Source organism: Pseudomonas sp. IT-196MI5 (genome assembly GCF_949767415.1).
GTDB lineage: Bacteria > Pseudomonadota > Gammaproteobacteria > Pseudomonadales > Pseudomonadaceae > Aquipseudomonas.
The window spans coordinates 410,275-433,686 of record NZ_CATKPZ010000022.1 but is presented as its reverse complement, the minus strand read 5'-3'; the positions used below and the strand labels follow the sequence as shown (position 1 = coordinate 433,686).

The 23,412-nt window shown below is 59.9% G+C and carries 24 protein-coding genes; 10 read left to right on the top strand and 14 right to left on the bottom strand.

The features are described from left to right. Nucleotides 1–65: 65 nt before the first annotated feature. Entirely contained in the window at nt 66–599 is a 534-nt protein-coding gene (locus ACM6IK_RS16305; RefSeq protein WP_414875139.1) for a gluconokinase, read from the bottom strand. 214 nt (nt 600–813) lie between these two features. On the opposite strand from ACM6IK_RS16305, the gene ACM6IK_RS16300 reads away from it, so the two are divergent. Beyond that, the gene (locus tag ACM6IK_RS16300; RefSeq protein ID WP_414875138.1) at nt 814–1,845 is read left to right on the top strand and encodes a LacI family DNA-binding transcriptional regulator; all 1,032 of its coding nucleotides are present in this window, start codon (nt 814–816) and stop codon (nt 1,843–1,845) included. A 173-nt stretch (nt 1,846–2,018) separates the two neighbouring features. Here ACM6IK_RS16300 and ACM6IK_RS16295 read toward each other — a convergent pair whose 3' ends face one another. Beyond that, entirely contained in the window at nt 2,019–2,267 is a 249-nt protein-coding gene (locus ACM6IK_RS16295; protein ID WP_095942720.1) for a DUF6124 family protein, read from the bottom strand. 393 nt (nt 2,268–2,660) lie between these two features. Between ACM6IK_RS16295 and ACM6IK_RS16290 the strand changes: the two genes are divergently transcribed. Continuing rightward, nucleotides 2,661–3,296: a glutathione S-transferase family protein gene (locus ACM6IK_RS16290; RefSeq protein ID WP_414875137.1), complete on the top strand. Its 636-nt coding sequence runs from the start codon at nt 2,661–2,663 to the stop codon at nt 3,294–3,296. A gap of 73 nt (nt 3,297–3,369) precedes the next feature. Here the strand turns inward: ACM6IK_RS16290 and ACM6IK_RS16285 are convergent, their stop codons facing one another. Further along, on the bottom strand, nt 3,370–4,260 hold the full coding sequence (locus tag ACM6IK_RS16285; protein WP_414875136.1) for a LysR family transcriptional regulator: 891 nt from the start codon (nt 4,258–4,260) through the stop codon (nt 3,370–3,372). 99 nt (nt 4,261–4,359) lie between these two features. Here ACM6IK_RS16285 and gstA point away from each other — a divergent pair, with 99 nt between their 5' ends. Then, nucleotides 4,360–4,962: a glutathione transferase GstA gene (gstA, locus tag ACM6IK_RS16280; RefSeq protein ID WP_414875135.1), complete on the top strand. Its 603-nt coding sequence runs from the start codon at nt 4,360–4,362 to the stop codon at nt 4,960–4,962. Between the two features lie 141 nt (nt 4,963–5,103). Here the strand turns inward: gstA and ACM6IK_RS16275 are convergent, their stop codons facing one another. The 4 genes from ACM6IK_RS16275 to ACM6IK_RS16260 form a co-directional block, all read right to left on the bottom strand. Further along, nucleotides 5,104–6,117 carry an ABC transporter substrate-binding protein gene (locus tag ACM6IK_RS16275; protein ID WP_414875134.1) on the bottom strand — a complete coding sequence of 338 codons (1,014 nt, stop codon included), beginning with the start codon at nt 6,115–6,117 and terminating at the stop codon, nt 5,104–5,106. Continuing rightward, complete coding sequence (locus ACM6IK_RS16270) at nt 6,114–6,662, bottom strand: sigma-70 family RNA polymerase sigma factor (protein ID WP_414875133.1); 549 nt, start codon at nt 6,660–6,662, stop codon at nt 6,114–6,116. The genes ACM6IK_RS16275 and ACM6IK_RS16270 overlap by 4 nt, the downstream gene beginning before the upstream one ends. Nucleotides 6,663–6,865: 203 nt before the next feature. After that, nucleotides 6,866–7,657 (bottom strand): phosphate/phosphite/phosphonate ABC transporter substrate-binding protein, encoded by a 792-nt coding sequence (locus ACM6IK_RS16265; RefSeq protein WP_414875132.1) that lies wholly within the window; start codon nt 7,655–7,657, stop codon nt 6,866–6,868. 144 nt (nt 7,658–7,801) lie between these two features. Beyond that, nucleotides 7,802–8,743 carry a fatty acid desaturase gene (locus ACM6IK_RS16260; RefSeq protein WP_414875131.1) on the bottom strand — a complete coding sequence of 314 codons (942 nt, stop codon included), beginning with the start codon at nt 8,741–8,743 and terminating at the stop codon, nt 7,802–7,804. Nucleotides 8,744–9,072: 329 nt separating this feature from the next. Between ACM6IK_RS16260 and ACM6IK_RS16255 the strand changes: the two genes are divergently transcribed. Beyond that, on the top strand, nt 9,073–9,489 hold the full coding sequence (locus ACM6IK_RS16255; protein WP_414875130.1) for a GNAT family N-acetyltransferase: 417 nt from the start codon (nt 9,073–9,075) through the stop codon (nt 9,487–9,489). 141 nt (nt 9,490–9,630) lie between these two features. Here the strand turns inward: ACM6IK_RS16255 and def are convergent, their stop codons facing one another. Beyond that, nucleotides 9,631–10,170 carry a peptide deformylase gene (def, locus tag ACM6IK_RS16250; protein WP_414875129.1) on the bottom strand — a complete coding sequence of 180 codons (540 nt, stop codon included), beginning with the start codon at nt 10,168–10,170 and terminating at the stop codon, nt 9,631–9,633. 2 nt (nt 10,171–10,172) lie between these two features. Then, nucleotides 10,173–11,129: a YihY/virulence factor BrkB family protein gene (locus ACM6IK_RS16245; RefSeq protein ID WP_414875128.1), complete on the bottom strand. Its 957-nt coding sequence runs from the start codon at nt 11,127–11,129 to the stop codon at nt 10,173–10,175. A 355-nt stretch (nt 11,130–11,484) separates the two neighbouring features. Between ACM6IK_RS16245 and ACM6IK_RS16240 the strand changes: the two genes are divergently transcribed. Beyond that, nucleotides 11,485–11,862, top strand: a complete 378-nt coding sequence (locus ACM6IK_RS16240; protein ID WP_108215143.1) for a hypothetical protein — start codon at nt 11,485–11,487, stop codon at nt 11,860–11,862. A 242-nt stretch (nt 11,863–12,104) separates the two neighbouring features. On the opposite strand, the gene fadD1 is transcribed toward ACM6IK_RS16240, so the two are convergent. Next, nucleotides 12,105–13,805 carry a long-chain-fatty-acid--CoA ligase FadD1 gene (fadD1, locus tag ACM6IK_RS16235; protein WP_414875127.1) on the bottom strand — a complete coding sequence of 567 codons (1,701 nt, stop codon included), beginning with the start codon at nt 13,803–13,805 and terminating at the stop codon, nt 12,105–12,107. Nucleotides 13,806–14,161: 356 nt separating this feature from the next. Further along, nucleotides 14,162–15,850 carry a long-chain-fatty-acid--CoA ligase FadD2 gene (gene fadD2, locus ACM6IK_RS16230; RefSeq protein ID WP_414875126.1) on the bottom strand — a complete coding sequence of 563 codons (1,689 nt, stop codon included), beginning with the start codon at nt 15,848–15,850 and terminating at the stop codon, nt 14,162–14,164. Between the two features lie 245 nt (nt 15,851–16,095). On the opposite strand from fadD2, the gene ACM6IK_RS16225 reads away from it, so the two are divergent. The 4 genes from ACM6IK_RS16225 to ACM6IK_RS16210 all read left to right on the top strand — a co-directional run bounded on the left by ACM6IK_RS16225 (nt 16,096) and on the right by ACM6IK_RS16210 (nt 19,059). Further along, on the top strand, nt 16,096–17,040 hold the full coding sequence (locus ACM6IK_RS16225) for a lysophospholipase (RefSeq protein ID WP_414875125.1): 945 nt from the start codon (nt 16,096–16,098) through the stop codon (nt 17,038–17,040). A 41-nt stretch (nt 17,041–17,081) separates the two neighbouring features. Then, nucleotides 17,082–17,552, top strand: coding sequence for a MaoC family dehydratase (locus ACM6IK_RS16220; protein ID WP_414875124.1), 471 nt, complete (start codon nt 17,082–17,084; stop codon nt 17,550–17,552). A 70-nt stretch (nt 17,553–17,622) separates the two neighbouring features. Further along, complete coding sequence (locus ACM6IK_RS16215) at nt 17,623–17,859, top strand: DUF3820 family protein (protein WP_003227425.1); 237 nt, start codon at nt 17,623–17,625, stop codon at nt 17,857–17,859. An 18-nt stretch (nt 17,860–17,877) separates the two neighbouring features. Further along, nucleotides 17,878–19,059: an aminotransferase class V-fold PLP-dependent enzyme gene (locus tag ACM6IK_RS16210; protein WP_414875123.1), complete on the top strand. Its 1,182-nt coding sequence runs from the start codon at nt 17,878–17,880 to the stop codon at nt 19,057–19,059. Nucleotides 19,060–19,323: 264 nt separating this feature from the next. Here ACM6IK_RS16210 and ACM6IK_RS16205 read toward each other — a convergent pair whose 3' ends face one another. Genes ACM6IK_RS16205 through zwf form a run of 3 tightly spaced genes read right to left on the bottom strand, consistent with a single transcriptional unit; the run spans nt 19,324 to nt 22,176 of the window. After that, on the bottom strand, nt 19,324–19,989 hold the full coding sequence (locus ACM6IK_RS16205) for a bifunctional 4-hydroxy-2-oxoglutarate aldolase/2-dehydro-3-deoxy-phosphogluconate aldolase (protein WP_008050561.1): 666 nt from the start codon (nt 19,987–19,989) through the stop codon (nt 19,324–19,326). 17 nt (nt 19,990–20,006) lie between these two features. Continuing rightward, a complete protein-coding gene (gene pgl, locus ACM6IK_RS16200; RefSeq protein ID WP_414875122.1) occupies nt 20,007–20,720 on the bottom strand; it encodes a 6-phosphogluconolactonase in 714 nt (237 codons plus the stop codon). Continuing rightward, nucleotides 20,707–22,176, bottom strand: coding sequence for a glucose-6-phosphate dehydrogenase (zwf, locus tag ACM6IK_RS16195; protein ID WP_414875121.1), 1,470 nt, complete (start codon nt 22,174–22,176; stop codon nt 20,707–20,709). Before zwf ends, pgl begins: the two co-directional genes overlap by 14 nt. 228 nt (nt 22,177–22,404) lie before the next feature. Between zwf and ACM6IK_RS16190 the strand changes: the two genes are divergently transcribed. Continuing rightward, on the top strand, nt 22,405–23,265 hold the full coding sequence (locus ACM6IK_RS16190; protein WP_170948639.1) for a MurR/RpiR family transcriptional regulator: 861 nt from the start codon (nt 22,405–22,407) through the stop codon (nt 23,263–23,265). Nucleotides 23,266–23,412 lie beyond the last annotated feature (147 nt).

The window sequence follows — 23,412 nt, the reverse complement described above, 5'->3', positions numbered from 1 at the left end:
TTGTTGTTGTTATTAAAGCGGGTTGATCAGAAGTCGTGAGGACAGCGCTGTCTTTGCAAACACAGTCATACCGCCTGTTTCAGGCCGTGTGCCTGCCACCAGGCATGAGCCTGCGTCGCCAGTTGCTCCACGCTGTAGCTCGAAGCATCCAGCGCCAGGGTCAACGGCTCGCCGACGGGCGATTCGAGGGTGGCGAACTGGCTGTCGATCAGGGTCGACGGCATGAAGTGGCCTGGCCGATGGGAGACGCGGTCGGCGGCCACTTCGGGGGTCAGTTCAAGGAACACGAAGCCCAGGCCCGGCAAGGCACTGCGCAGACGTTCGCGATAGATGTGCTTGAGCGCCGAACAGGTCAGCACCGGGCGCTGGCCCTTGGCGTCGACACGGCGCAGTTCATCGCACAGGCTGTCGAGCCAGCCGGCGCGGTCTTCATCGTTCAGGGGGATCCCCGCGCTCATCTTTTCGATATTGGCGGCAGGGTGGAAAGAGTCGCCTTCAATGGCCGTGGCGCCGCTCAGTTGGCATAGCGCCTCGCTGACGCACGTCTTGCCGCAACCGGCAACGCCCATGATGACCAGGGCGGTGATGGGATGATTCATGTAACACCTCAGCGCGCAGACAGCGCTACCTTTGCCAGTTATGACACCAGACCAAAAGCAGAAGTTGCCGACGCCTTTCTTGTCATTTTATGGGTTGCAGCAGTTAGGTCCCGACGCCAAAAAGCAAGGATCAGGCGAACCCTCGCTCACGCATTTGCAGCTGCATCGAGACAGCGCTACCTTAGTACCTTGAATTTTGTTTGGCAAGCCGTCGATGAATCCAACTAAAAACGATAAAAATACCCGCACCACTGGCCGCCCTACCCTGAACGAAGTGGCCCGACTGGCCGGCGTCAGCCCGATCACCGCCTCCCGCGCCTTGCGGGGCGTCAGCACCGTGGCCACGGAACTGGTGGAAAAGGTGCAAAAAGCCGCGCTGGAACTCAACTATGTGGTCAACCCTGCCGCCCGCGCCTTGGCCTCGGCCCAGAGCCAATCGGTGGTGGTGTTGGTGCCGTCGCTGTCGAACCTTTTGTTCATCGACACCCTGGAAGCCATTCATCGGGTTTTACGCCCCAAGGGCTTCGAAGTGCTGATCGGCAACTTCCATTACTCCCGTGATGAAGAAGAAAACCTGCTGCGCAATTACATGGCCTATCAACCCCGAGGCCTGCTGCTGACCGGTTTCGACCGCACCGAAAGTTCGCGGCGGATGATCGAAGCCAGCAACATTCCCTGCGTGTACATGATGGAGCTGGACAGTGCAGCCGGGCTCAATTGCGTCGGCTTCTCGCAACTGGCCGCCGGCGAAACGGCGGCCGAACACTTGCTGTCCCGCGGCCGAAAACGCCTGGCCTACATCGGCGCGCAACTGGATCAGCGCACCTTGCTGCGTGGCGAAGGCTTCCGCAAAGCCCTGCAAAAAGCCGGTTTGTATGACCCGGACCTGGAAGTGCTGACGCCCCGCTCCTCCTCCGTCGGCCTCGGCGGCGAGTTGTTCCTGCAACTGCTGGCCAGTCATCCGAATGTCGACGCGATCTTCTTCGGCAACGACGACCTGGCCCAGGGCGCTTTGCTCGAAGCGATGCGCAATGGGATCAAGATCCCCGAGCGAGTGGCGATCCTCGGCTTCAACGACTTGCCCATGTCCGAACACATGGTCCCGCGCCTGAGCAGCATCAACACCCCCCGCGAAGCCATCGGCCGCCGCGCGGCGGAGCAAATGCTGACGCTGATGGCCGGCAACACCGTGGCCAAACCGGTGCAGGACATGGGGTTTGAGTTGAAGGTGCGCGAGAGTACGTAGGCGCGATACAAACCGCTGTGAAGTGAGATTTTGTGGCGAGGGGGCTTGCCCCCGTTCGGCTGCGAAGCAGTCGTAATCCAGCTCACTTGGTTTAACTGTATGACCGCAGTGTCTGTTTTGGGGGTTGCTTCGCAACCCAACGGGGGCAAGCCCCCTCGCCACAGGTTCCGCGATTAATCCTGCGGATCGAGGTTATCCAGCACTCGATTCACCGCCAGCTCGGCCAGCATGATGATCTGTGCAATCGCCAATGCCGTATTGCGCTGGCTACCTTCCAGGAATGCCGCAAAATCATTGGTCATGACGCTCGCCGAGGCCAACGATTCGCAGGCGTGCGCCAACAGGGTTTCGTTATTGATGCCGGGTGAGATGGAGAACATTGGGCTGGGATTGCGTGGGGGGTTCGGCGTGGGTTTGAACATGGTGATGCTCCTAGAGTAATGGAGCTGCCACGTCTCGCTGCGATACGAAGGGTGGCAGCTGTACGCGGGTCGCAGACCGGGACTCTAGAACCCGGTAGACCCGAAGGTCTCCCACGCACAGCCGCCATAACGTGAACTACCAGGCACAAAATCACCTGATCACGAACGGTGGACGCCATGCGTCTAGAGATACCCGGGCTGCGAAACCCGATCGCTGAAATGGCAGCGACGCGCAACGATAGAATCCGGATACCAGGTGCACAAGTCGGCGGATTCTGGCGTAGTTGTAGGCAATGACGCAATCAATCGTAGGCAGCGGAAACCTGTTGAAACGCCTTTCCTACAGACCGCTCCTACAATTACATACACGCCATTCGCGATGGAGTAGCTCAAATGGAACACACCCTGAAGATTCTCGGCAAAGCCTCGTCCATCAACGTCCGAAAAGTCCTGTGGACCTGCGAAGAACTGGGCATACCCTACGAACGCGAGGACTGGGGCAGTGGCTTCGCGTCCACCCACAGTCCCGAGTTCCTGCGCTTCAATCCCAACGCTCAGGTGCCGGTGATCATCGATGAAGCCGGCGCGTTGTGGGAATCCAATACCATCTGCCGCTATCTGGCCGGCAAACACCAACACCACCACGAGCTGCTGCCTGGCGAGCCGGCCGCCCGCGCTCGGGTGGAGCAGTGGATGGATTGGCAAGCCATCGAACTCAATCCGTCCTGGACCTATGCATTCATGGCACTGGTGCGCAAGGACCCGGAGTTCCAGGACGCCCATCGCCTCGACGTCGGCATCCGCGGCTGGAACCAGAAAATGGGCATCCTCGAACATCAACTCGCGACCACCCAGGCCTATGTCGCCGGACCGCGGTTTACCCTGGCCGATATCGTCATCGGCCTGTCCGTCAACCGCTGGCTGATGACGCCGTTCGACCGTCCGGACTACCCCGCCGTCGATGAATATTTCAAACGCCTGGCGCAACACCCCGGTTTCCTGAAGCATTGCTGCAACGGCTTGCCTTGAATGGCCGCAGGTTGCCGCCTGGACCGCCACACAGCACAGCCATTAGTCGGTCAGCATTGAGGACAAAATCGGTTCAGTTGCTTGCCAGGGGTTTCCGTCCATCGAGCATGTCCAGCAGCGCCTGCACCGCCGCCGACGGTGGTTTGTTCGCCGCGACCACCAAGGCAAACTCGCGCTCGATCCGCGGCAGCACCGGCATCACGCGCAAACCCTGCCGATTGCCTGGCAGCGTCATTTCCGGCACCAGGCTCACGCCGATGTTTTCCCGCACCAGGGTGAACGCACTGCTCCATTCACGGACCTCGACGCGCACATCCTGCAGTTGCAGCCCCGCATCGGCAGCCAGGCTTCGCGCATTGGTCGAACAACCGCCCGTGGCCAGTACAAAAGGTTGCCTCGACAATTCGTCGAGGGAGACGCCCTCTTCATGAGTTCGCCGCGCCAGTGGATGGCCCCCGGGCAACACCGCCATCCAGGCATCGCGTCCCAATGGACTGGCCTTGCGCTCGGCAGACGGATTGAGCACCACGCCAACATCCACCAGTCCCGCGCCGAGCAGGGTTTGCACTTCGTCATCGCTGACTTCCAGGGCGACCACTTCGATGCCGGGGTAAAGCCGATTGAACTGACGCAGCAACGGTGGCAGAAAGGTCGCCAGTACCATGGGAAAACTGGCCAGGCGAATCGTCCCGCGTTCAACACCTTTTGCCGCCTCGACGGTGCTGCGGATGGCCTGCAGCGCACCGAGCATGGTCCGCGCCTGCTCGATGACCGGCAGGCCGATGGCTGTCGGCAACGTCTGGCGATTTTCCCGGGTGAACAATTGAACGCCCAGGGTTTCCTCGATCAAGGCCAGGGCCTGGCTGGCACCTGACTGGGTCATGCCGACCCGTTCGGCGGCGCGGGTGATGTTGCCGGTGTCTGCCACAGCCACCACCATTCGCCAGTGCATCAGGTTCATCATGGCAGTAGCTTTCCTTATGGCAGTTTTCTGAAAGATTAATTTTACCGAGGGCGCCGCGCACTATGACACTGGCGTAAACCCACAACCAGAGCCCGCCCCATGAAGCTGTATTACGCCCCCCAAGCCTGCTCGCTGGCGCCGCATATCGTGCTGCGTGAACTGGAACTGCCTTTCGAATTGATCCGCGTCGATAACATCAGCAAAATCACGGCCGACGGCGACGATTTTCTCGCCATCAACCCCAAGGGCTATGTCGCTGCCTTGCAACTGGATAACGGCGAAGTGCTGACCGAAGGGCCAGCGATCCTGCAATACCTGGCTGATCTGCATCCAGACGCGAAACTGGCCGCAGCCCAAGGGACATTTGAGCGGGTGCGATTGCAGGAATGCCTGAACTTCATCTCGACGGAGATTCACGGCGGGCTCGGTTGGCTGTTCAACGCTCGATTTCCCGAAGAGGTGAAAGCGTTGATCAAGGAGAAACTGTTCAAGCGTTTGGCCGTGTTGAACCAGACACTGGAGCGGCAGGATTACTTGATGGCGGGCGGGTTCAGCATTGCTGATGCGTATTTGTTTACGGTGCTGCGTTGGGCTCGGTTGTTTGAGATTGATTTGAATGGGTGGCCGGCGTTGGCAAGGTTTCAAGCCAGGGTGGATCTGCGGCCGGCGGTGAAAGCGGCGTTGGCCGCAGAGTTGGCGTAAGACTTCAAATCGCATCGCGAGCAAGCTCGCTCCCACAGGATCTTGGGGTTCCCAAATACTGCGTCCGCAGCAGTTCCCCTGTGGGAGCGAGCTGGCTCCGGGCGGCGTTCCGACGATGGCTACCTTCCAGGCCCTACAAAACTACAAACTGGCACTCACCCTGGTAGCCACCTCCCCCGGCACCCAGCCCTTCCACACCTGCGGCTGTTCACGCAAAAACGCTTCGGCGACTTCACGGGGCTTCTGCCGCTTTTCACTCATCTGGCCCAAGGTCTGGTTCAACAGATCGATCGGCAGGTCGACCTTTTCAAAGAACGTCACCAAGTCCGGGTATTGCGCCTTGAACGGTGCCGATACGCCGATGGCCAGGCTGGCCGGCATCGAGCGCGTGCCTTTGGGGTTCGGGTTGTTGGCGTCGGCCAGGGTTTTCCAGGCTTGCGCGTCGAACGGCGGTTCGTCGAGTTTCACCAGTTTGAAACGCCCCAACAGCGGTGTCGGCGACCAGTAGTAGAACAGCACCGGTTTGCCACGGCGGATCGACGACGCCACCTCGGCATCCAGTGCGGCACCGGAGCCGGTGCGGAAGTTGACGTAGCTGGCAGTCAGGTCATAGGCCTTGAGTTTCTGGCTGTTGACGATTTCCGAGGTCCAGCCGGTCGGGCTGTTGAGGAAGCGTCCGCGGCTCGGGTCTTCGGGGTCGCGGAACACGTCCTTGTATTTCGCCAGGTCAGCAACGGATTTCAACTCCGGAGCCAATGGCTTGATGCCGCGCTCGGGATCGCCCTTGATCACGTACTCCGGCACCCACCAGCCTTCAGTGGCGCCCTTGACCGTATCGCCGAGGCCGAACACTTTGCCCTCCGCGGCAGCCTTGACCCAGGCCGGACTGCGCCCGGCCCACTCTTCACCGATGACCTGGATATCGTTTTTCGCCAGCGCCGCTTCAAGGCTGACGGTGCTGCCCGGCAGCGTGTCGGTCGGGTAGCCGTAACCTTTTTCAACGATCAGGCGCAGGATTTCGGTGATGAAACTGCCGCTTTCCCAAGTGATGTCGCCAAAGTGAATGGGCGCGACTTTCTCCGTGGCCGAGGCCGGATGGGACAACAGACTCAGGGCCAGCAACGAACTGCCGAGCAGGGTTTTGATCGATCTCATGCGGACCTCTTGTTCTGGAGGGGACGGCTCAGGGGTTGATTGGCGCTGTGCCGGTCGCACAGGGCCTGGGAACGGGTCATGTAGTCGCTGACCGAACGCAGCGAGATGCCCAGCGCGGCGGCAATTTGCGGATAGGTCAGGCCGTCGATCCGCGACAGCAGGAAGGCCGAGCGGACTTTGCCGGGCAGCCGCTGAAGGCTGCGATCCACACGGTTCAGGGTCTGGGACAACTGAGTCAGTGCTTCCGGTGATTCGGCGTGGACCGGCTCGGCCTGTTGCAGTTGCTGAAGGTACCGGCGCTCCAGATCACCTCGACGCCAACGCTGATAGAGCAGGCGCCGGGCGATGGTGGTGAGCAAGGCACGGGGTTCACGGATGGCCGTCAGGCCAGGGGCCTGGAGCAATTGCACGAAGGTTTCGCAGGCAATGTCTTCGACAGCGGCGGCATCGTTCAGAGACTGACGCAGGCATGTGCAGAGCCAGTGGTAGTGAGCGCGGAACAATCCGTCCACGTATTTGCGATGAAGAATATCGGCGCCGGACATAGGGGCTCCTGGGTGAGGGGTCGCTGAATGTCCGGTGGTCCGGTGAGGCGAATCCTAGCAAGGAGCCTTATTCATTAATAATACTTAAAACTTATTTTTATATTCATTTATGGAATTAAAAATTGCTTGCGCCTGACAGTCCGTCATCGCGAGCAAGCTCGCTCCCACAGGGTTTCGGTGTACCTGGACCCAACACTCAAACCCTATCGCAATTCCCCATACCCCAACGTTTCGGCCTCACGTTGATTATCGAGCACAACCTGGTAGTCGCTTTCGCTGGCGGGCAGTACCTCTGGCAAACCGAGGGTTTGGGCAACGTCCGGCAACTCGCGCAATGCCAGGTTCATCACCCGCAGAAGTTCAACGGCTTGCTCATCGCTGACCGCCACAGCAGTAATGAACGGTAAGGCAGGACTGAGCGCACTGCGGGCAATCACGCGCAAACCGGCCACTTCCTCTGCGGCGTGGCGTGCCAGATAGGCAAAGGTCACGCTATCGATGGCCGCCAGATCGGCAAGGTCTTCGCGCAGCCAGCGCAGGCTTTCGCGATGGCTGCCGCTGATTCCGACCCGGGCAAAAAACTGCCCGTCGCGTTGCAGTGGTGCCAACCGGTGGCGCAGCAGATTCATGCCACTGTTGGAGTCCAGGCCATTGATCACGCCTCGGCTACCGCGAAAATCCGCCAGGCTCTGTCGCCGATCATCGACGCGGCCCAACAGCAGGCTGCAATGATTGCCGCCACTGCTGTCCGGCAGCTCATAACGAGGGCGCCCCAGCACTCGCACCTTGCCGCGCAATGCCGTCATCAGCGGATAGCCGCAGGTTTGTGTCAGCAGCAAATGCGGCGACAACCACATCTCCATCAGTGACAGGCCTGCGGCATCACGGCGGGTGTCGCCCAGGTGCTCGAGGATTCGCGCCAGCCAGCGTTCGTTGGCCTGGTGGATGGGTTCGGGAGCGGTGTACATCAGCAGTTCGGTGATGTGTCGGGTCATCGATATCGTCCCATGCAACGTAAATCCCCCTGTGGGAGCGAGCTTGCTCGCGATGGCGGTGTAACAGTCAGCAAACAAGTTGACTGTCAGACCGCCATCGCGAGCAAGCTCGCTCCCACAGTAGGTCAGTGGCGATTCAAAAATTCAGTGAAACGGATGCCTCGGGCTGTCGATGGCTTTGATTCCATGTTCACGCCACAACTGCCCATAACCCCGCACCAGAAACCCGCCGCTGCGCGCCAGCCATTGCTCGCGGCGGGCCCGGTAAGCACGGGGCAAGTCGTACCAGGGCAACCCCGGCAACTCGTGATGCACCAGATGAAAATTGAGGTTCAGGAACAGCCAGCGCCACGGCCACGCCGCTTCGTTGAGCACGGTTCGTTGCTCCGGCGCCGCGTGAGGTCGATGTTCATAGTAGGAGCGAATCATGGCGATCGACAGCGCAGGCACACTGATCAAAAACAGGTAGTACCAAACCGGCAACACACTGAAGCTCGCGATGAACAGCAACATCAATCCGGTCATCGCGCCGTGACTCAACCACATCAGCCACGCCTGGCGCTCGCCTGCTCTGAGGCGTTGCAGCTCTTCACGGGCCAGCGTCAGCAAGGCCAGCGGTGCACCCAGGGCAAAGCGGCCGAGCACGGTTTTGTTCAGCCAGTGCAGGCTGCGCACCAGCAGTGAACTGCCCTGCCACTGCCCGGCGCTCAGGTAACGGCTTTCCGGATCACGACCGGGGATCGTCAGGTCTTCGTCGCGGTGATGCCGCAAATGGCTATCGCGGTACAAGGTGTACGGATACCAAACGGCAAACGGCGCGTAGCCCAGGATTTTGTTCAGGGTTGGCCAGCGCGTGGGATGACCGTGCAACAGTTCGTGTTGCACGGATAACCACAGCACCAGCAATGGAATCAGCAACAGCGTGCTCCACCACAAACCCAATAGGTGGCTGTTCAACACGATGCCAAACCAGCCGCCGTATACACCGATCAACAGCATCCAGGTCGGCCATTCGGTACGCGCGGTGAAACGCCGGCGCAGGGTTTCGATTTCTTCCTGGTGGGCGCTATCAAAGTAATGGGGCATGGCGTTGCTCAGATCGGGGTCCAGTCCTCTTCTGTGCATTGGCCTTGGGAAATCTTGCAGATTATTTTCTGGAGGATCGCTCCCATATTGCATGGGAGCGATCAATCAACGCGGGCTCAGTGACCGAACACGCCGACCTTCTTGGCCTTCTTGTCCGCGCGCTTTTCAATGGCGGTTTTCACCGGTTTCTTTTTCGCCGATTTCTTTGAATCCATACCTTTGGACATGATGCGTACTCCACTCATGGGGATGTGAGATCAGGTATACACCTATCCCGGCGCGTGCGTTCTTTTATAATAGCCCGCTTTGCACACCGACAGCCCTGGACCATGCCCGATACCCAATTCACCCTGCTCGACGAGCCATTATGGCCGTTGATGAACAAGTTCTACCGCGCTCACCAATCGTCGATGAAAGCCGTGCGCGACGCGCAGCTGTGGGTGGCCCGGCGTGACCGGATCGTTGCCGTGCTGTGTTTGCGTCCGGTGTCCGGCGGGCATTGGCTGACCGGGTTGTTTGTCGATCCGGCCTGCCGCGAACAAGGGCTTGCCGCGAGCTTGATTGCGGCCGCGGTGAAAGATTGCGAACTGCCGGTGTGGTTGTTCTGTCATCCGGATTTGCGGGGGTTTTATGAGCGACGCGGGTTTACTTTTGATCCGCACATGCCTTATGCGATGGTTGAACGATTGAACCGTTATGCGCGCAGCAAGCCGATGATTGCGATGGGGTTGGAGCCAAGCGTTTAACTCAAGCCTGATGGAGATCAACTGTGGGAGCGAGCTTGCTCCGGGCGGCGTTCCGACGATGAGGCCCGGTCAGTCACCATTGTTGGCGACTGATGCACCGCCATCGCGAGCAAGCTCGCTCCCACAGGGTACGCAGTGAATCTATTCGTCCGCGTTGGGGTCCAGGTCCGGGAACATCACCTCGGTGAAGCCGAACTTGCTGAAGTCGGTAATGCGCGACGGGTACAGGCGGCCGATCAGGTGATCACACTCATGCTGCACCACCCGTGCGTGAAACCCTGAGGCAATGCGTACGATGGGCTCGCCCTTGGGGTCGACGCCTTCGTAGCGAATCTGCTGGTAACGCTGCACCGCGCCGCGCAGTCCCGGTACCGACAAACAGCCTTCGAAGCCCTCTTCCAGAATCGGGCTCAGCGGTGTGATCAACGGGTTGATCAGGATCGTCTGCGGCACGGCCTCGGCATCCGGATAACGCTCGCTGTGTTCGAAACCGAAGATCACCAGTTGCAGGTCGACGCCAATCTGCGGAGCAGCCAGACCAACGCCCCCCACACTTTCCATGGTCTGGAACATGTCATCGATCAGTTGCCACAACTCGGGGCTGTCGAACATTTCGGCCGGCACTGGCGGGGCAATGCGCAGCAGACGCTCATCGCCCATTTTCAGAATTTCACGAATCATGATCAGGTTTCATCGATGGTCGGTTTGTGTGAGTGATCGCGGCCCAGCCCCGACACGTGGTGCTTTTCCTCATGGACGGGACCATGCTCGCCAGCCACTTTTTCGCCAGGGTCCTTGCCCTCTCGCGACATGTGCTCGATCACCGCGTTCATCTCCGCGCCCAGCAGCAGCACCGCTGCGGAAATGTAGAAGTACAGCAGCAGCACGATGATCGCACCGATACTGCCATACATGGCGTTGTAGTTGGCGAACTCCTTGACGTACAAACCGAAGCCCAGGGAAGCGATGATCCACACCACCACCGCCAGCACTGAGCCTGGGGTGATGAAGCGGAATTCCTGTTTGACGTCGGGCATGACGTAGTAGATCAACGCCACCGCGACCATCATCAGAATCACGATCACCGGCCAGCGTGCGATGGTCCAGAGCGTGACAATGATGTTCTCAAGGCCGACTTGCGCAGCGATCCACTCCATCACCTGCGGCCCGAGCACCATCAGCGCTGCGGCGATCAGCAGCATGCCGGCAATGCCGACGGTGTAGATGATCGACAACGGAAAGCGTTTCCACAGCGGGCGCCCTTCAACCACGTCGTAGGCAGCATTCATCGCGCTCATCATCAGCCGCACACCGGCGGACGCGGTATACAGCGCAATCACGATACCCACCGAGAGCAAGCCACCCTTGGACTGCTGAAGCTGGTCGATCACCGGGTTGACCTGCTCCAGCGCCTGGGGCGGCAGCACCAGTTCCGATTGCAGGCGCAGCCAGGAGAAGAAATCCGGCAGGTGCAGGAAGCCGATCAGGGCAATCAGGAACAGGATGAACGGAAACAGCGAAAACAGCATTTGATAGGCCAGCGCCGAGGCATAGGTCGACATCTCGTCGGCGATGAACTCGGTGACCGTGCGCATCATCACACGGTGCAGGGGCAAGCCTCTCATGTCCGGAAAAATCATTCGCGTCTCCATTCGCCGCATACGGATTTGGGTGGAAGTCGTGGCGACTCAGGGGCCGTTTTCTTTCATCAAGGTAGCCCAGTTGGCGACTTTGAAACAATTTCAATGCGCAAGTTCAGGCTGACACAAAAACGGCCATCTGCAGATGGCCGCGTCTTCTTTTCATTAAAGGCATTTCAACGCAGGAAAGTCGTTACACAAGGTTGACCGGGGGCTTTTGCAGGGAGTTTCATTAATTTTCACCACGACATTTCATCGTTCAGTGCAGGTTGCGCTTTATGTTTGCGGGCCAACCCTTGAGAATGCGCAACACATTCAGGCCTTGGCGCTGAAGATCCAATCCCGTAGGAACGTTATGAAACTCGATAAAAAGCAGGCCATTGCCCGCAGAAACCAGGAACTCGGCGGTGCTGTGCTTGGCGTCAACAACTGCCACTTCGCCGAACTGAACCGTAACCGCAACATCTGGTGGTTCGACCTCCCGGTGACGCGCCTGGCCGTGGGTCAGTACGAGTGGATTCACCTGCTGATGCACACACCGGACACCGACGAGTTGCTGCACCTGAAAGTGCCGACCGTGTTCCTGCGCGAGAAGCTCGAAGGCCTGGTGGTGCGCAATGAAGGCAAGCGCAAGGCTGCATTGAGCCTGGAACTGAGCGCCGACAAGGATTCCTTCCTGCAGGACATGCGCCCGACGGGCACCAACGTCAACTTCGCGCCGTTTCGCTTGTAGGAGCGAGCCTGCTCGCGATGGACGTCAACGATGACACGGGCTGCCTGAATGAACGCGCAGTCTGGAGATTTTTCGCGAGCAGGCTCGCTCCTACATTCAATCGGGCTCCATCAGAAGGAATCCGATCACCTGTGGGAGCGAGCTTGCTCCGGGCGGCGTTCCGACGATAGCGATCTGACAAGCACTGATGATCCTTCAGGCGCACCAACAAAAAGCCCCGCATCTGCGGGGCTTTTTGCTGATTACGCGGTGGCTTTCTTCGCGTTGATCTTCTTCAGCTCTTCATCGCGCAGTTCACGACGCAGGATCTTGCCGACGTTGGTGGTCGGCAGTGCATCGCGGAACTCCACGGAGCGCGGGACCTTGTAGCCGGTGACGTTGGCGCGCATGTGCTCCATCACCTGTTCCTTGGTCAGGGTCACGCCCGGCCTGGCGACGATGAAAATCTTGATCGCCTCGCCCGACTTTTCGTCCGGCACACCGATGGCCGCGCATTGCAGTACGCCCGGCAGAGTGGCCAGCACGTCTTCAAGCTCGTTCGGGTACACGTTGAAACCGGACACCAGGATCATGTCTTTCTTGCGATCGACAATACGCATGTAGCCATCGGGCTGGATCAGCGCGATGTCACCGGTCTTCAACCAGCCTTCGCTGTCGAGGATTTCATCGGTGGCTTCCTGGCGCTGCCAGTAGCCTTTCATGACCTGCGGGCCTTTCACGCACAGCTCGCCGATTTCGCCCATCGGTTGTTCGTCACCGGCATCGTTGATCACTTTGCACAGGGTCGACGGCACCGGAATGCCGATGGTGCCGATCTGGATGTTCTGGATCGGGTTGACCGTGGCCACCGGGCTGGTTTCGGTCATGCCGTAGCCTTCGCAGATGGCGCAACCGGTCACCGTTTTCCAGCGCTCGGCCGCGGCCAATTGCAGGGCCATGCCGCCCGACAAGGTGACTTTCAGCGCCGAGAAGTCCAGTTTGCGGAAGCCTTCGTTGTTGCACAGGGCCACGAACAGGGTGTTCAGGCCGACAAAGCCGCTGAACTTCCACTTCGACAGTTCCTTGACCATCGCCGGCAGGTCACGCGGGTTGCTGATCAGGATGTTGTGGTTGCCGATCAGCATCATCGCCATGCAATGAAAGGTGAAGGCATAGATGTGGTACAGCGGCAGCGGTGTGATCAGGATCTCGCAACCTTCATTGAGGTTGGAACCCATCAGCGCCTTGCACTGCAGCATGTTCGCCACCAGGTTGCGGTGGGTCAGCATCGCGCCCTTGGCCACGCCGGTGGTGCCGCCGGTGTATTGCAGCACCGCGACATCACCGCTGGCCGGGTTGGCTTCCGCCACTGGCTGGCCCAGGCCTTTGCTCAGCACGTCGTTGAACTTGACGGCCTTGGGCAAGTGATAGGCCGGTACCATCTTCTTCACGTACTTGATGACGCTGTTGATCAGCAGACGCTTGAGCGGCGGCAGCAGGTCGGCGACTTCGGTGACGATCACATGCTTGACGCCGGTTTTCGGCACCACGGTTTCCGCCAGGTGTGCCATGTTGGCCAGGCAGACCAGGGCCTTGGCACCGGAGTCGTTGAATTGGTGTTCCATTTCCCGCGCGGTGTAGAGCGGATTGGTGTTGACCACGATCAGCCCGGCGCGGATGGCACCGAAGACGGCTACCGGGTACTGCAACACGTTAGGCAGTTGCACGGCGATTCGATCGCCAGGCTGCAAGTCGGTATGCTGTTGCAGGTAAGCGGCAAACGCACCGGACAGTTCGTACAGTTCACCGTAGGTGAGTGTCCTGCCCAAGTTGCTGAATGCCGGCTTGTTGGCGAAGCGTTGGCAGGATTGCTTCAACACTGCCTGAATATTCGGATACTCGTCTGGATTGATGTCTGTAGCAATCCCAGCTGGGTACTTATCCTTCCAAAAGTCTTCGATCATGGAAGCCCACTCCTCAGCAACGCGAATTCAGCACCGCATTTGATGCGATTATTATTGGTGTTTGGTCATTGGTGAATCTGGCTGATAGAAGGCCGAGAAGTCACAAAGCGCGCCGAGAGTAGCAGCTTTGCCGAGGGTCGACCAGAGCCAAAAAAGGCCTCTACGGTCACATTCGTGACTCAAGACTTGCAAGCGGTCATTTTAGAGCAAAAAACCTATAAAGCCCTGTAGCCCGCAGAAACCGGGGCTAAAAGCAAAAGATCGCAGCCTTCGGCAGCTCCTACAAAGATATGCGATCCCTGTAGGAGCTGCCGAAGGCTGCGATCTTTTGGAATCGCGCCGGCCTCTACGTCCTGCTACGCGATATCACGCAACTCCCGCCGCAGGATCTTGCCCACCGCCGTCATCGGCAGCGACTCACGCAGCACGATGTGCTTCGGTACTTTGTACGCCGTGAAGTTTTCCTTGCAGTAAGCCTTCAACTCTTCAAGGCTGATCCCTGTTTCACGGGCCACCACAAACAGCTTCACCGCCTCCCCCGACCGCTCGTCGGGCACACCGATGACCGCGCAGTTGGCGACTTTCGGGTGTGCCATCACCACATCTTCGATCTCGTTCGGGTACACGTTGAAACCCGAAACAATGATCATGTCCTTCTTGCGGTCGACGATGCGCACGAAACCGTCCGGGTCGATCACCGCAATGTCACCGGACTTGAACCAGCCCTCGGCATCCAGCACTTCGGCCGTGGCATCAGGTTTTTGCCAGTAGCCCTTCATGATCTGCGGGCCTTTGATGCACAACTCGCCGCGTTCTCCCAAAGGTTGCTCGACGCCGTCATCACTGATGACTTTCAGCGCAGTGCCCGGCACCGGCAGGCCGACCGTGCCGATCCGCGATTGGCTGCCGTAGGGGTTGGTGCAGGCCACCGGCGAAGTTTCGGTCAGGCCGTAACCTTCGGTGATGCGGCAACCGGTCAGTTGTTCCCAACGCTCGGCGGTGGCCTTGACCAGCGCAGTGCCGCCGGAATTGGTGAGCTTGAGGCTGGAGAAGTCCAGGGTCTTGAAGTCCGGATGATCCATCAGCGCGACGAACAGCGTGTTGAGCCCCAGCAACGCCGAGAACCGCCAGTTCTTCAGCTCCTTGATGAAGCCGCCGATGTCCCGCGGATTGGTGATCAGCACGTTGTGGTTGCCCGTCACCATCATGCACATGCAGTTCGCCGTGAAAGCATAGATGTGGTACAGCGGCAGCGGCGCGATCATCACCTCCTGGCCTTCGCGCAGCAGCGGCTGGCCGTCGCTGGCCGACTGGCCGAGACAGGCCCGTGCCTGTTGCATGTTCGCCACCAGGTTGCCGTGGGTCAGCATCGCGCCCTTGGCAAGGCCCGTGGTGCCGCCGGTGTATTGCAGCACGGCGATGTCGTCAAGGCCGACCTTCAGCGGCTTGATGCCCAGACCACGGCCCATGCGCAGCGCACTCTTGAAGGAAACGGCCTGGGGCAAGGAATAGTCCGGAACCATCTTCTTGACCTTGCTCACCACCGTGTTGACCAGCCACCCCTTGGCGGTGGGCATCAGGTCGCCCATCTTCGCTTCGATCAGGTACTGGATATCGGTGTCGGGGAGCACTTCCTGGACTTTCTGGCCGAACATGTTCAGGTACACCAGCGCCCGGGCGCCGGAATCCTTGAACTGGTGACGCATTTCCCGCGCGGTGTACAACGGGTTGGTGTTGACCACGATCAACCCGGCGCGCAAGGCACCGAACACGGCGATCGGGTAGTGCAGGACGTTGGGCATCTGCACCGCGATGCGGTCACCCGGCACCAGGTCGGTGTGGGCTTGCAGGTAGCCGGCGAAGGCAGCGCTCTGACGTTCCAGTTCGGCGTAGGTCAGGGTCACGCCCATGTTGCTGAACGCCGGGCGGTCAGCAAACTTCTTGCAGGAACGCTCGAACACCTCGATCACCGACTTGTAGGTTCCCAGATCGATATCCATGGGCACGCCGGCCGGGCGTTTGTCATTCCAGAAATCAGGTTGCATTGTTCTTGTCCTCTTTACCTGAATCTATCCCGGGCCACTTTTCTGTCATTTTTCAAAAAAAATGCAAAAAGCGGAGCTTCACGGACACTAGCAGTTATGACGTAGCAGGCAAATATGCCCACAGCCGTCATTGACCGCATGAATCTTCTTGCCGTGGCGTAGGCTGATCAGACGCCCAGCCAAGGATGCGCTATAAACTGCAACGAGCTGTTTGCGACCAGGCAGCCTCATGCAAAGGAACCGCCATGATCCATGACACTTTCTGGCTGACCACGAGCGACCACAGCCGCCTTTTCGTCAACCAGTGGCTACCCGACGGCAGCCTCAAGGCGATGATTCTGCTGGCCCACGGCATGGCCGAACACAGCGGTCGCTACGGCCCCCTGGCGCAAAAGCTCTGTGAACAGGGCTATGGCGTGTGCGCGCCGGACCTGCGTGGACATGGCAAAACTGCCGAAAACGGGACGCTTGGGCATTTCGCCGATAACGATGGCTGGTGCAAGGTCGTGAGCGACCTGGCCTGCCTCAACCAGCACATCGGCCAGCAGTACCCTGGCGTGCCGATCGTGCTGTTGGGTCACAGCATGGGCAGCTACATCGCCCAAGGCTATCTGCTGCACCACAGTGCCAGCCTGCACGGGGCAATCCTCAGCGGCTCGAACTTCCAGCCCGTGGCGCTTTATCGCGCGGCACGGCAAATCGCCCGTCTCGAACGCCTGCGCCAGGGCGGCAAAGGACGCAGCGCATTGATCGAATGGCTGTCGTTCGGCTCGTTCAACAACAAATTCAAACCGGCACGCACGCCGTTCGACTGGCTCAGCCGTGATCCGGCGCAGGTCGATCTGTACGTCAACGACCCGCTCTGTGGTTTTCGCTGCACCAATCAACTGTGGATCGATTTGCTCGGCGGCTTGCAGCAAATCAGCAAAGCGTCCAATCTCGCCCAGATCGACCCGGGCCTGCCGTTGCTGGTGATTGGCGGTGAATGTGATCCGGTGAGCGAAGGCAAACGTCTCAAGGATCTGGCCGACGCGCTGCGGGCGGCCGGCAGCCAGCACCTGCAACTGACCGTTTACCCGCAGGCGCGGCACGAACTGTTCAACGAGAGCAACCGCGATGAAATCATCGCCGATGTGCTGAACTGGATCGCACAGGCCTTGAGCACTCCTCGGCCGCACCGATCCGAATAGTTTTTTGTGGATTTTTTAATTCGTCACAGGAATTGATACAGATGACCCAGGTTACCAACACCCCTTACGCAGCCCTCGAAGTCGGCCAGACCGCCAGTTTCAGCAAGACCGTCGAAGAGCGCGACATTCAGTTGTTCGCCGCGATGTCCGGCGATCACAACCCGGTGCACCTGGATGCCGACTACGCCGCCAGCACCATGTTCAAGGAGCGCATCGCCCACGGCATGTTCAGCGGTGCGTTGATCAGTGCAGCGGTCGCCTGTGAACTGCCTGGGCCGGGGACTATCTACCTCGGCCAGCAAATGAGCTTTCAGAAACCGGTGAAGATCGGCGACACCCTGACCGTGCGCCTGGAAATCCTGGAAAAACTGCCGAAATTTCGCGTACGCATTGCCACCCGCGTGTTCAACCAGCGCGATGAACTGGTGGTGGACGGCGAGGCGGAAATCCTCGCGCCACGCAAGCAACAGAGCGTGACCCTGACCACGCTGCCGGCGATCAGCATCGGCTAACCCTCCGTGGCGAGGGGGCATGTCGCAATGCCTGTCTTTTCCAGACTGACCGAATCAAGACGATCGATCGATGAATCCTGAAAAACTCGAACTGCTGATCACCCGCGAAATGCCCTTCGGCAAGTACAAGGGTCGAATCATTGCCGACCTGCCCGGCCCTTACCTGAACTGGTTCGCCCGGGAAGGTTTCCCCCATGGCGAGTTGGGTGGCCTGCTGGCCCTGATGCAGGAAATCGACCACAACGGTTTGTCGGACTTGCTCGAACCGCTGCGCGCCAAACACGGCAAACCGGCTCCGCGCCACTGAACACCTACCGAGTGCCCCATGCCCGACAACACCCGCCGCGCCCGTGATGAAACCTTCTGGAAAACCTTTGCCGACCGCTACGATGTCGAACCCGGCCCGCTCAACCTGGAGAACGGTTACTTCGGGCGCATGTCGCGCACGGTGGTCGAGGAATACCAGCGCAACATCGAGCTGATCAACCGCAGCAATTCGGTCTATGTGCGCCAGCGCTTCGAACAGGGCGACAGCCTGAAGATCCGCGCGCAACTGGCCAGGTTGATAGGCGTACCCGCCGACAGCATCGCCCTGACCCGCAACGCGTCGGAAGGTTTGCAGTCGCTGATCCGCAACTACAACCGGCTGCAGCCCGGCGATCAGGTACTGGTTTGCGATCTGGAATACGACACGGTCAAAGGCGCCATGCGCTGGCTGGCGCGTAATCGCGGTGTTGAAGTGATCGAGATCGAACACACCCACCCGGCAACCTTCGACAGCCTGCTCAATACCTACCGCGAAACCTTCGCACGACACCCACGGCTGAAGCTGATGGCCCTGACCCACGTCACCCATCGCACGGGCCTGGTGATGCCGGTGCAGGCGATTGCAGTCGCGGCAAAGGAACACGGCATCGACGTCATCCTTGACGGTGCCCATGCCCTCGGTCAGTTCGAATTCGACCTGGCCGAGTTCGGTATCGCCTTCGCCGGCTACAACCTGCACAAGTGGATCGGCGCACCGCTGACGCTCGGCTTTATCTACATCGATCCCGAACGCCTGGACGATATCGACCCGGACATGGGCGAAATGCATTTTCCACCCACTGACATTCGCGCCCGTACCTCGTACAGCACCCCCAACATCCCGGCGCTGCTGACCCTGCCGCTGGTGCTCGAAGAACATTGGGCGATGGGGGGTGCTGCGGCCAAGGGTTCTCGGCTCAACTACCTGCGCAACCTGTGGGTCCGCCCCGTGCGCGAACTCCCGGGCATCGAAGTCCTGACCCCGGACGACCCGCGCCTGTATTGCGGCATCACTTCGATGCGCTTTACCCGGCATGCCGACCAGCAACTCATGGTCGAGCGCCTGCTCAATGAATACAACCTGTTCGCCGTGGCCCGCAGTGGCGCGGCATGCGGTCCGTGCATCCGCATTACACCGGGGCTTACCACCACGGCGGCCGACATGGATGTGCTGGTCACGGCTCTGACCGAACTGGGCTGACGTCAGACGGTGTACTTGTCAAAGTCCCTGGGCTTGATCTGTGTCGACCTTTGTGGGAGCGAGCTTGCTCCGGGCGGCGATCCGACGATAGCGGTGTGACAGATTGCATGGATGTTGACTGACACGACGCCATCGCGAGCAAGCTCGCTCCCACGGGGGGATACGAGTCGATCCAGGCAACTTTCTTCAGGCAAAAAAAAACGGTGCGCCGACCAAGCGCACCGTAAAGCCGTAGAACACACAACGAGGTGTCAGGTGAAGCGATCAGTCCAGCAGCGCCAAAGCCTCGGCGGTGCATTCCTGAATGCGGGCCCAGTCGCCGTTCTTGATCCACTCCGGATCGAGCATCCAGCTACCGCCCACGCACATGACGTTTTTCAACGCCATGTAGCTCTTGATATTGGCCGGGCCAACGCCGCCGGTCGGGCAGAATTTCACTTCGCCGAACGGGCCGCCCAAAGCCTTGATGGCTGCAACGCCGCCGCTGACTTCGGCCGGGAACAGCTTGAAGCGGCGATACCCCAGGCCGTAGCCTTCCATGATGCCCGAGGCATTGCTGATGCCCGGCAACAGTGGAATCGGGCTGGCGACGCTGGCTTCCAGCAGGTCACGGGTAATGCCCGGCGTGACGATGAATTGCGAGCCGGCCGCTTCCGCCGCCGCCAGCATGTGGCGATCGAGCACGGTGCCGGCACCGGTCACCAGCTCCGGACGCTGCTCGCGCAGGATCTGGATGGCCTTGAGGCCGAATTGCGAACGCAGGGTCACTTCCAGGGCCGTCAGGCCACCGGCCGCGAGCGCATCGGCCAACGGCAGAACGTCCTGCTCGCGGGCGATGGTGATCACCGGCAGGATCCGCGCTTTCGCGCAGATGCTGTCGATCAGGGCAACTTTGTCCGCCATGGAAACGGTCGGGGATGGGTTTGTCATAGCGGCTGTTCCTTGGCTCATGGGCACCAGTAAATCTCTAACGTGGGTTGCAGAAATGCGCGCACCGGCATTTCGGTGACATCGTCACCGGCCAGCGCGAAACTCAGGGTGGACAGCTTGGACGAACCGGAAATCGACAGGATTTTATGTTTGGCCGAGGCCAGTAGCGCCCGGCTCATGGTCAGGCGCTGACGCGGCACGGTCGGCGCCAGCATCGGCCAGCAACGACGAGTGCCGTCGACTTTCAAGGCCTCGTCAAGGTTCGGGCTGTTGGGGAACAGCGATGCGGTGTGGCCGTCATCGCCCATGCCGAGGATCAGCACGTCGATCACCGGCATCTCGGACAACAAACGGTCGGCCTGCTCGGCCGCCTGTTCAAGGTTGGCACTGGCGCTGTACAGGCTCAGGAATTGCGCCTTGGCCGCCGGGCCTTGCAGCAGGTAACGCTTGATCAGACCGGCGTTGCTGTCTGCATGCTCCACCGGCACCCAGCGCTCATCGGCCAGGCTGATCACCACGTTCGACCAGTCCAGCGTCTGCTTGGCCAGGTGCTGGAAAAACGCCACCGGGCTGCGGCCACCGGAAACCACCAGGGTCGCAGCGCCCTGGGCTTCGATCGCGTCGCTCAGTTTTTTCGCCACGTTCAGCGCCAGGCTTTCAGCCAGCAGCACCGGGCTCTTGAACGCATGGGCGCTGACGCCCTGCGGCAGTTTCAAATCAGATATCGCCATACCACGACCTCCCGTCCCGCGTGATCAGAGCAATGGAGCTCATCGGCCCCCAGGACCCGGCCGCATACGGCTTGGGCGCATCACCGGATTTTTTCCACCCAGCGATCAACTGGTCACACCAATTCCACGCGGCTTCGATTTCATCTTTACGGACAAACAGGTTCTGATTGCCGCGCATCACTTCCAGCAACAACCGCTCGTAGGCATCGGGAATCCGTGCGCTGCTCCAGGTGTCGGAAAAATTCAGCTGCAACGGACCGCTGCGCAGCTGCATGCCCTTGTCCAGGCCTTGATCTTTGGTCATCACGCGCAAGGAAATGCCTTCGTCCGGCTGCAGGCGGATAATCAGCTTGTTGCTGATTTGCAGGCGCTGCTCGGGAGCGAAGATGTAGTGCGACGGTTCCTTGAAGTGGATGACGATCTGCGACAGCTTCTGCGGCATGCGCTTGCCGGTACGCAGGTAAAACGGCACGCCGGCCCAGCGCCAGTTGCGGATGTCGGCGCGCAGGGCAACAAAGGTTTCGGTATTGCTCTGGGTGTTGGAGTTAGGTTCTTCCAGGTACCCCGGCACTGCTTTGCCTTCGCTGTAGCCGGCGATGTACTGGCCGCGCACCACCTGGGTGGTCAGGCCTTCCGGGCTGATCGGCGCCAGGGCCTTGAGCACTTTGACCTTCTCGTCGCGGATGCTGTCGGCGGACAGGTCGGCCGGCGGGTCCATGGCGATCAGGCAGAGCAGTTGCAGCAGGTGGTTCTGGATCATGTCCCGCAGCTGGCCGGCCTTGTCGAAGTAACCCCAGCGGCCCTCGATGCCGACCTGCTCGGCCACGGTGATTTCCACGTGGGAAATGTAATTCTGGTTCCACTGGGTTTCGAACAGGCTGTTGGCGAAACGCAGGGCGATCAGGTTCTGGACGGTTTCCTTGCCCAGATAGTGGTCGATGCGGTAGGTGCGGTTCTCCGGGAAGAACTGCGCCACGGCGTCGTTGACCTTGCGCGAGGATTCCAGGTCCGAACCGATGGGCTTTTCCAGCACCACGCGGGTGTTTTCTGCCAGACCGACCTTGGCCAGGTTCTCGCAAATCGCGCCATACACCGCCGCCGGGGTCGCAAAGTAGGCGATGACCCGCTGCGCACTGCCGGCGGACTCGGCCAGGGCCACATAATCTTCGACATTGAGGAAGTCGACGTGCAGGTAGCTCAGGCGCGCCAGGAAACGCTCGACCACGGCTTCATCCAGCTCTTTGGCACCGACATAGCGGCGCAGCTCGGAGGTGATGAACGCCAGGTGTTCCTGCTCGCTGCCAGCCTCACGGGCCAGCGCGATGATGCGCGTGTCCTCGTGCAAGAGGCCTGCACCGTCGAGTTGATAAAGGGCAGGAAACAGCTTGCGTAAGGCCAGGTCGCCAAGGGCGCCGAACAAGGCAAAGGTGCACGGTTCAACCGTAATCGAGAGCATGATGTTTGTTCTTTTATCAAGTTAAGCTACAAATACCTTTTTTTAAGGCATCACTCAAGGGAAAATGTAGTAATAACCACAACATTTTCGCAAAATACAGATTGCGAGTGGTGGTCGGTCGGAGCCATCAGTAGGATAGGCCACCGTTACGGGCCTCACCAAAGGCCCTTTTTGCATTAGCCGCGCGCTTATCGGTGCCGGTGAATCAAGGATACTTATATGGACCGCGTGCGAAATTTACTGGAGCAAATCCAGAATCGCCTTGAAGAGCTGAACAAGGCCGAACGCAAAGTCGCCGAGGTGATCCTGCTCAACCCGCAGCAGGCCACCCGCTTCAGCATCGCCGCCCTCGCCCAGGCCGCCTCGGTCAGCGAACCGACGGTCAACCGTTTCTGCCGTTCGTTCGGCGTCAGCGGCTACCCCGAGCTCAAGCTGCAACTGGCCCAGAGCCTGGCCAGTGGTGCCGCGTACGTCAGCCGTGCAGTGGAAGCCGACGACAATCCGGAGGCCTACACCCAGAAGATCTTTGGCAGCGCCATTGCCTCGCTGGACAGCGCCTGCCAGGCACTGGACCCGAACCTGATCAGCCGCGCCGTCGACCTGCTGATCCAGGCGCGGCAGATCCACTTCTTCGGCCTCGGCGCCTCGGCCCCGGTGGCACTGGATGCGCAGCACAAGTTCTTCCGTTTCAACCTGGCCGTCACGGCCCACGCGGATGTGCTGATGCAGCGCATGATTGCCTCGGTGGCCCACACCGGCGAATTGTTCGTGATTATTTCCTACACCGGTCGCACCCGCGAACTGGTGGAAGTGGCGCGCATCGCGCGGGAAAACGGCGCCTCGGTGCTTGGCCTGACCGCGGAAAACTCGCCACTGGCCAAGGCCAGCACCCTGAGCCTGAACATCCCGCTGCCGGAAGACACCGACATCTACATGCCGATGACGTCGCGGATCATCCAGCTGACCGTGCTGGACGTGCTCGCCACGGGCATGACCTTGCGCCGGGGCGTGGATTTCCAGCCGCATCTGCGCAAGATCAAGGAGAGCTTGAATGCCAGCCGGTATCCGGTTGGGGATGAGTTCAACTGATCCAACATTTGCGCTGACCGTCCTGGCCTCATCGCGAGCAGGCTCGCTCCCACAGGGGATTGGTGTTGAACACAAAAACAGTGTTCACCGAAGACCCAATGTGGGAGCGAGCCTGCTCGCGAAGGGGCCCGCACAGACACCACAATC

Coding starts and splice junctions, on each gene's coding strand:
- ACM6IK_RS16275 (WP_414875134.1), bottom strand. CDS start 6,117: ATGAGATCGATCAAAACCCTGCTCGGCAGTTCGTTGCTGGCCCTGAGT.
- ACM6IK_RS16270 (WP_414875133.1), bottom strand. CDS start 6,662: ATGTCCGGCGCCGATATTCTTCATCGCAAATACGTGGACGGATTGTTC.
- def (WP_414875129.1), bottom strand. CDS start 10,170: ATGATTCGTGAAATTCTGAAAATGGGCGATGAGCGTCTGCTGCGCATT.
- ACM6IK_RS16225 (WP_414875125.1), top strand. CDS start 16,096: ATGATCCATGACACTTTCTGGCTGACCACGAGCGACCACAGCCGCCTT.
- pgl (WP_414875122.1), bottom strand. CDS start 20,720: ATGGCGATATCTGATTTGAAACTGCCGCAGGGCGTCAGCGCCCATGCG.
- ACM6IK_RS16220 (WP_414875124.1), top strand. CDS start 17,082: ATGACCCAGGTTACCAACACCCCTTACGCAGCCCTCGAAGTCGGCCAG.
- zwf (WP_414875121.1), bottom strand. CDS start 22,176: ATGCTCTCGATTACGGTTGAACCGTGCACCTTTGCCTTGTTCGGCGCC.
- ACM6IK_RS16205 (WP_008050561.1), bottom strand. CDS start 19,989: ATGACAAACCCATCCCCGACCGTTTCCATGGCGGACAAAGTTGCCCTG.
- gstA (WP_414875135.1), top strand. CDS start 4,360: ATGAAGCTGTATTACGCCCCCCAAGCCTGCTCGCTGGCGCCGCATATC.
- ACM6IK_RS16295 (WP_095942720.1), bottom strand. CDS start 2,267: ATGTTCAAACCCACGCCGAACCCCCCACGCAATCCCAGCCCAATGTTC.
- ACM6IK_RS16215 (WP_003227425.1), top strand. CDS start 17,623: ATGAATCCTGAAAAACTCGAACTGCTGATCACCCGCGAAATGCCCTTC.
- ACM6IK_RS16285 (WP_414875136.1), bottom strand. CDS start 4,260: ATGATGAACCTGATGCACTGGCGAATGGTGGTGGCTGTGGCAGACACC.
- fadD1 (WP_414875127.1), bottom strand. CDS start 13,805: ATGATCGAAGACTTTTGGAAGGATAAGTACCCAGCTGGGATTGCTACA.
- ACM6IK_RS16290 (WP_414875137.1), top strand. CDS start 2,661: ATGGAACACACCCTGAAGATTCTCGGCAAAGCCTCGTCCATCAACGTC.
- ACM6IK_RS16245 (WP_414875128.1), bottom strand. CDS start 11,129: ATGATTTTTCCGGACATGAGAGGCTTGCCCCTGCACCGTGTGATGATG.
- ACM6IK_RS16265 (WP_414875132.1), bottom strand. CDS start 7,657: ATGACCCGACACATCACCGAACTGCTGATGTACACCGCTCCCGAACCC.
- fadD2 (WP_414875126.1), bottom strand. CDS start 15,850: ATGCAACCTGATTTCTGGAATGACAAACGCCCGGCCGGCGTGCCCATG.
- ACM6IK_RS16260 (WP_414875131.1), bottom strand. CDS start 8,743: ATGCCCCATTACTTTGATAGCGCCCACCAGGAAGAAATCGAAACCCTG.
- ACM6IK_RS16305 (WP_414875139.1), bottom strand. CDS start 599: ATGAATCATCCCATCACCGCCCTGGTCATCATGGGCGTTGCCGGTTGC.
- ACM6IK_RS16300 (WP_414875138.1), top strand. CDS start 814: ATGAATCCAACTAAAAACGATAAAAATACCCGCACCACTGGCCGCCCT.
- ACM6IK_RS16240 (WP_108215143.1), top strand. CDS start 11,485: ATGAAACTCGATAAAAAGCAGGCCATTGCCCGCAGAAACCAGGAACTC.
- ACM6IK_RS16255 (WP_414875130.1), top strand. CDS start 9,073: ATGCCCGATACCCAATTCACCCTGCTCGACGAGCCATTATGGCCGTTG.
- ACM6IK_RS16210 (WP_414875123.1), top strand. CDS start 17,878: ATGCCCGACAACACCCGCCGCGCCCGTGATGAAACCTTCTGGAAAACC.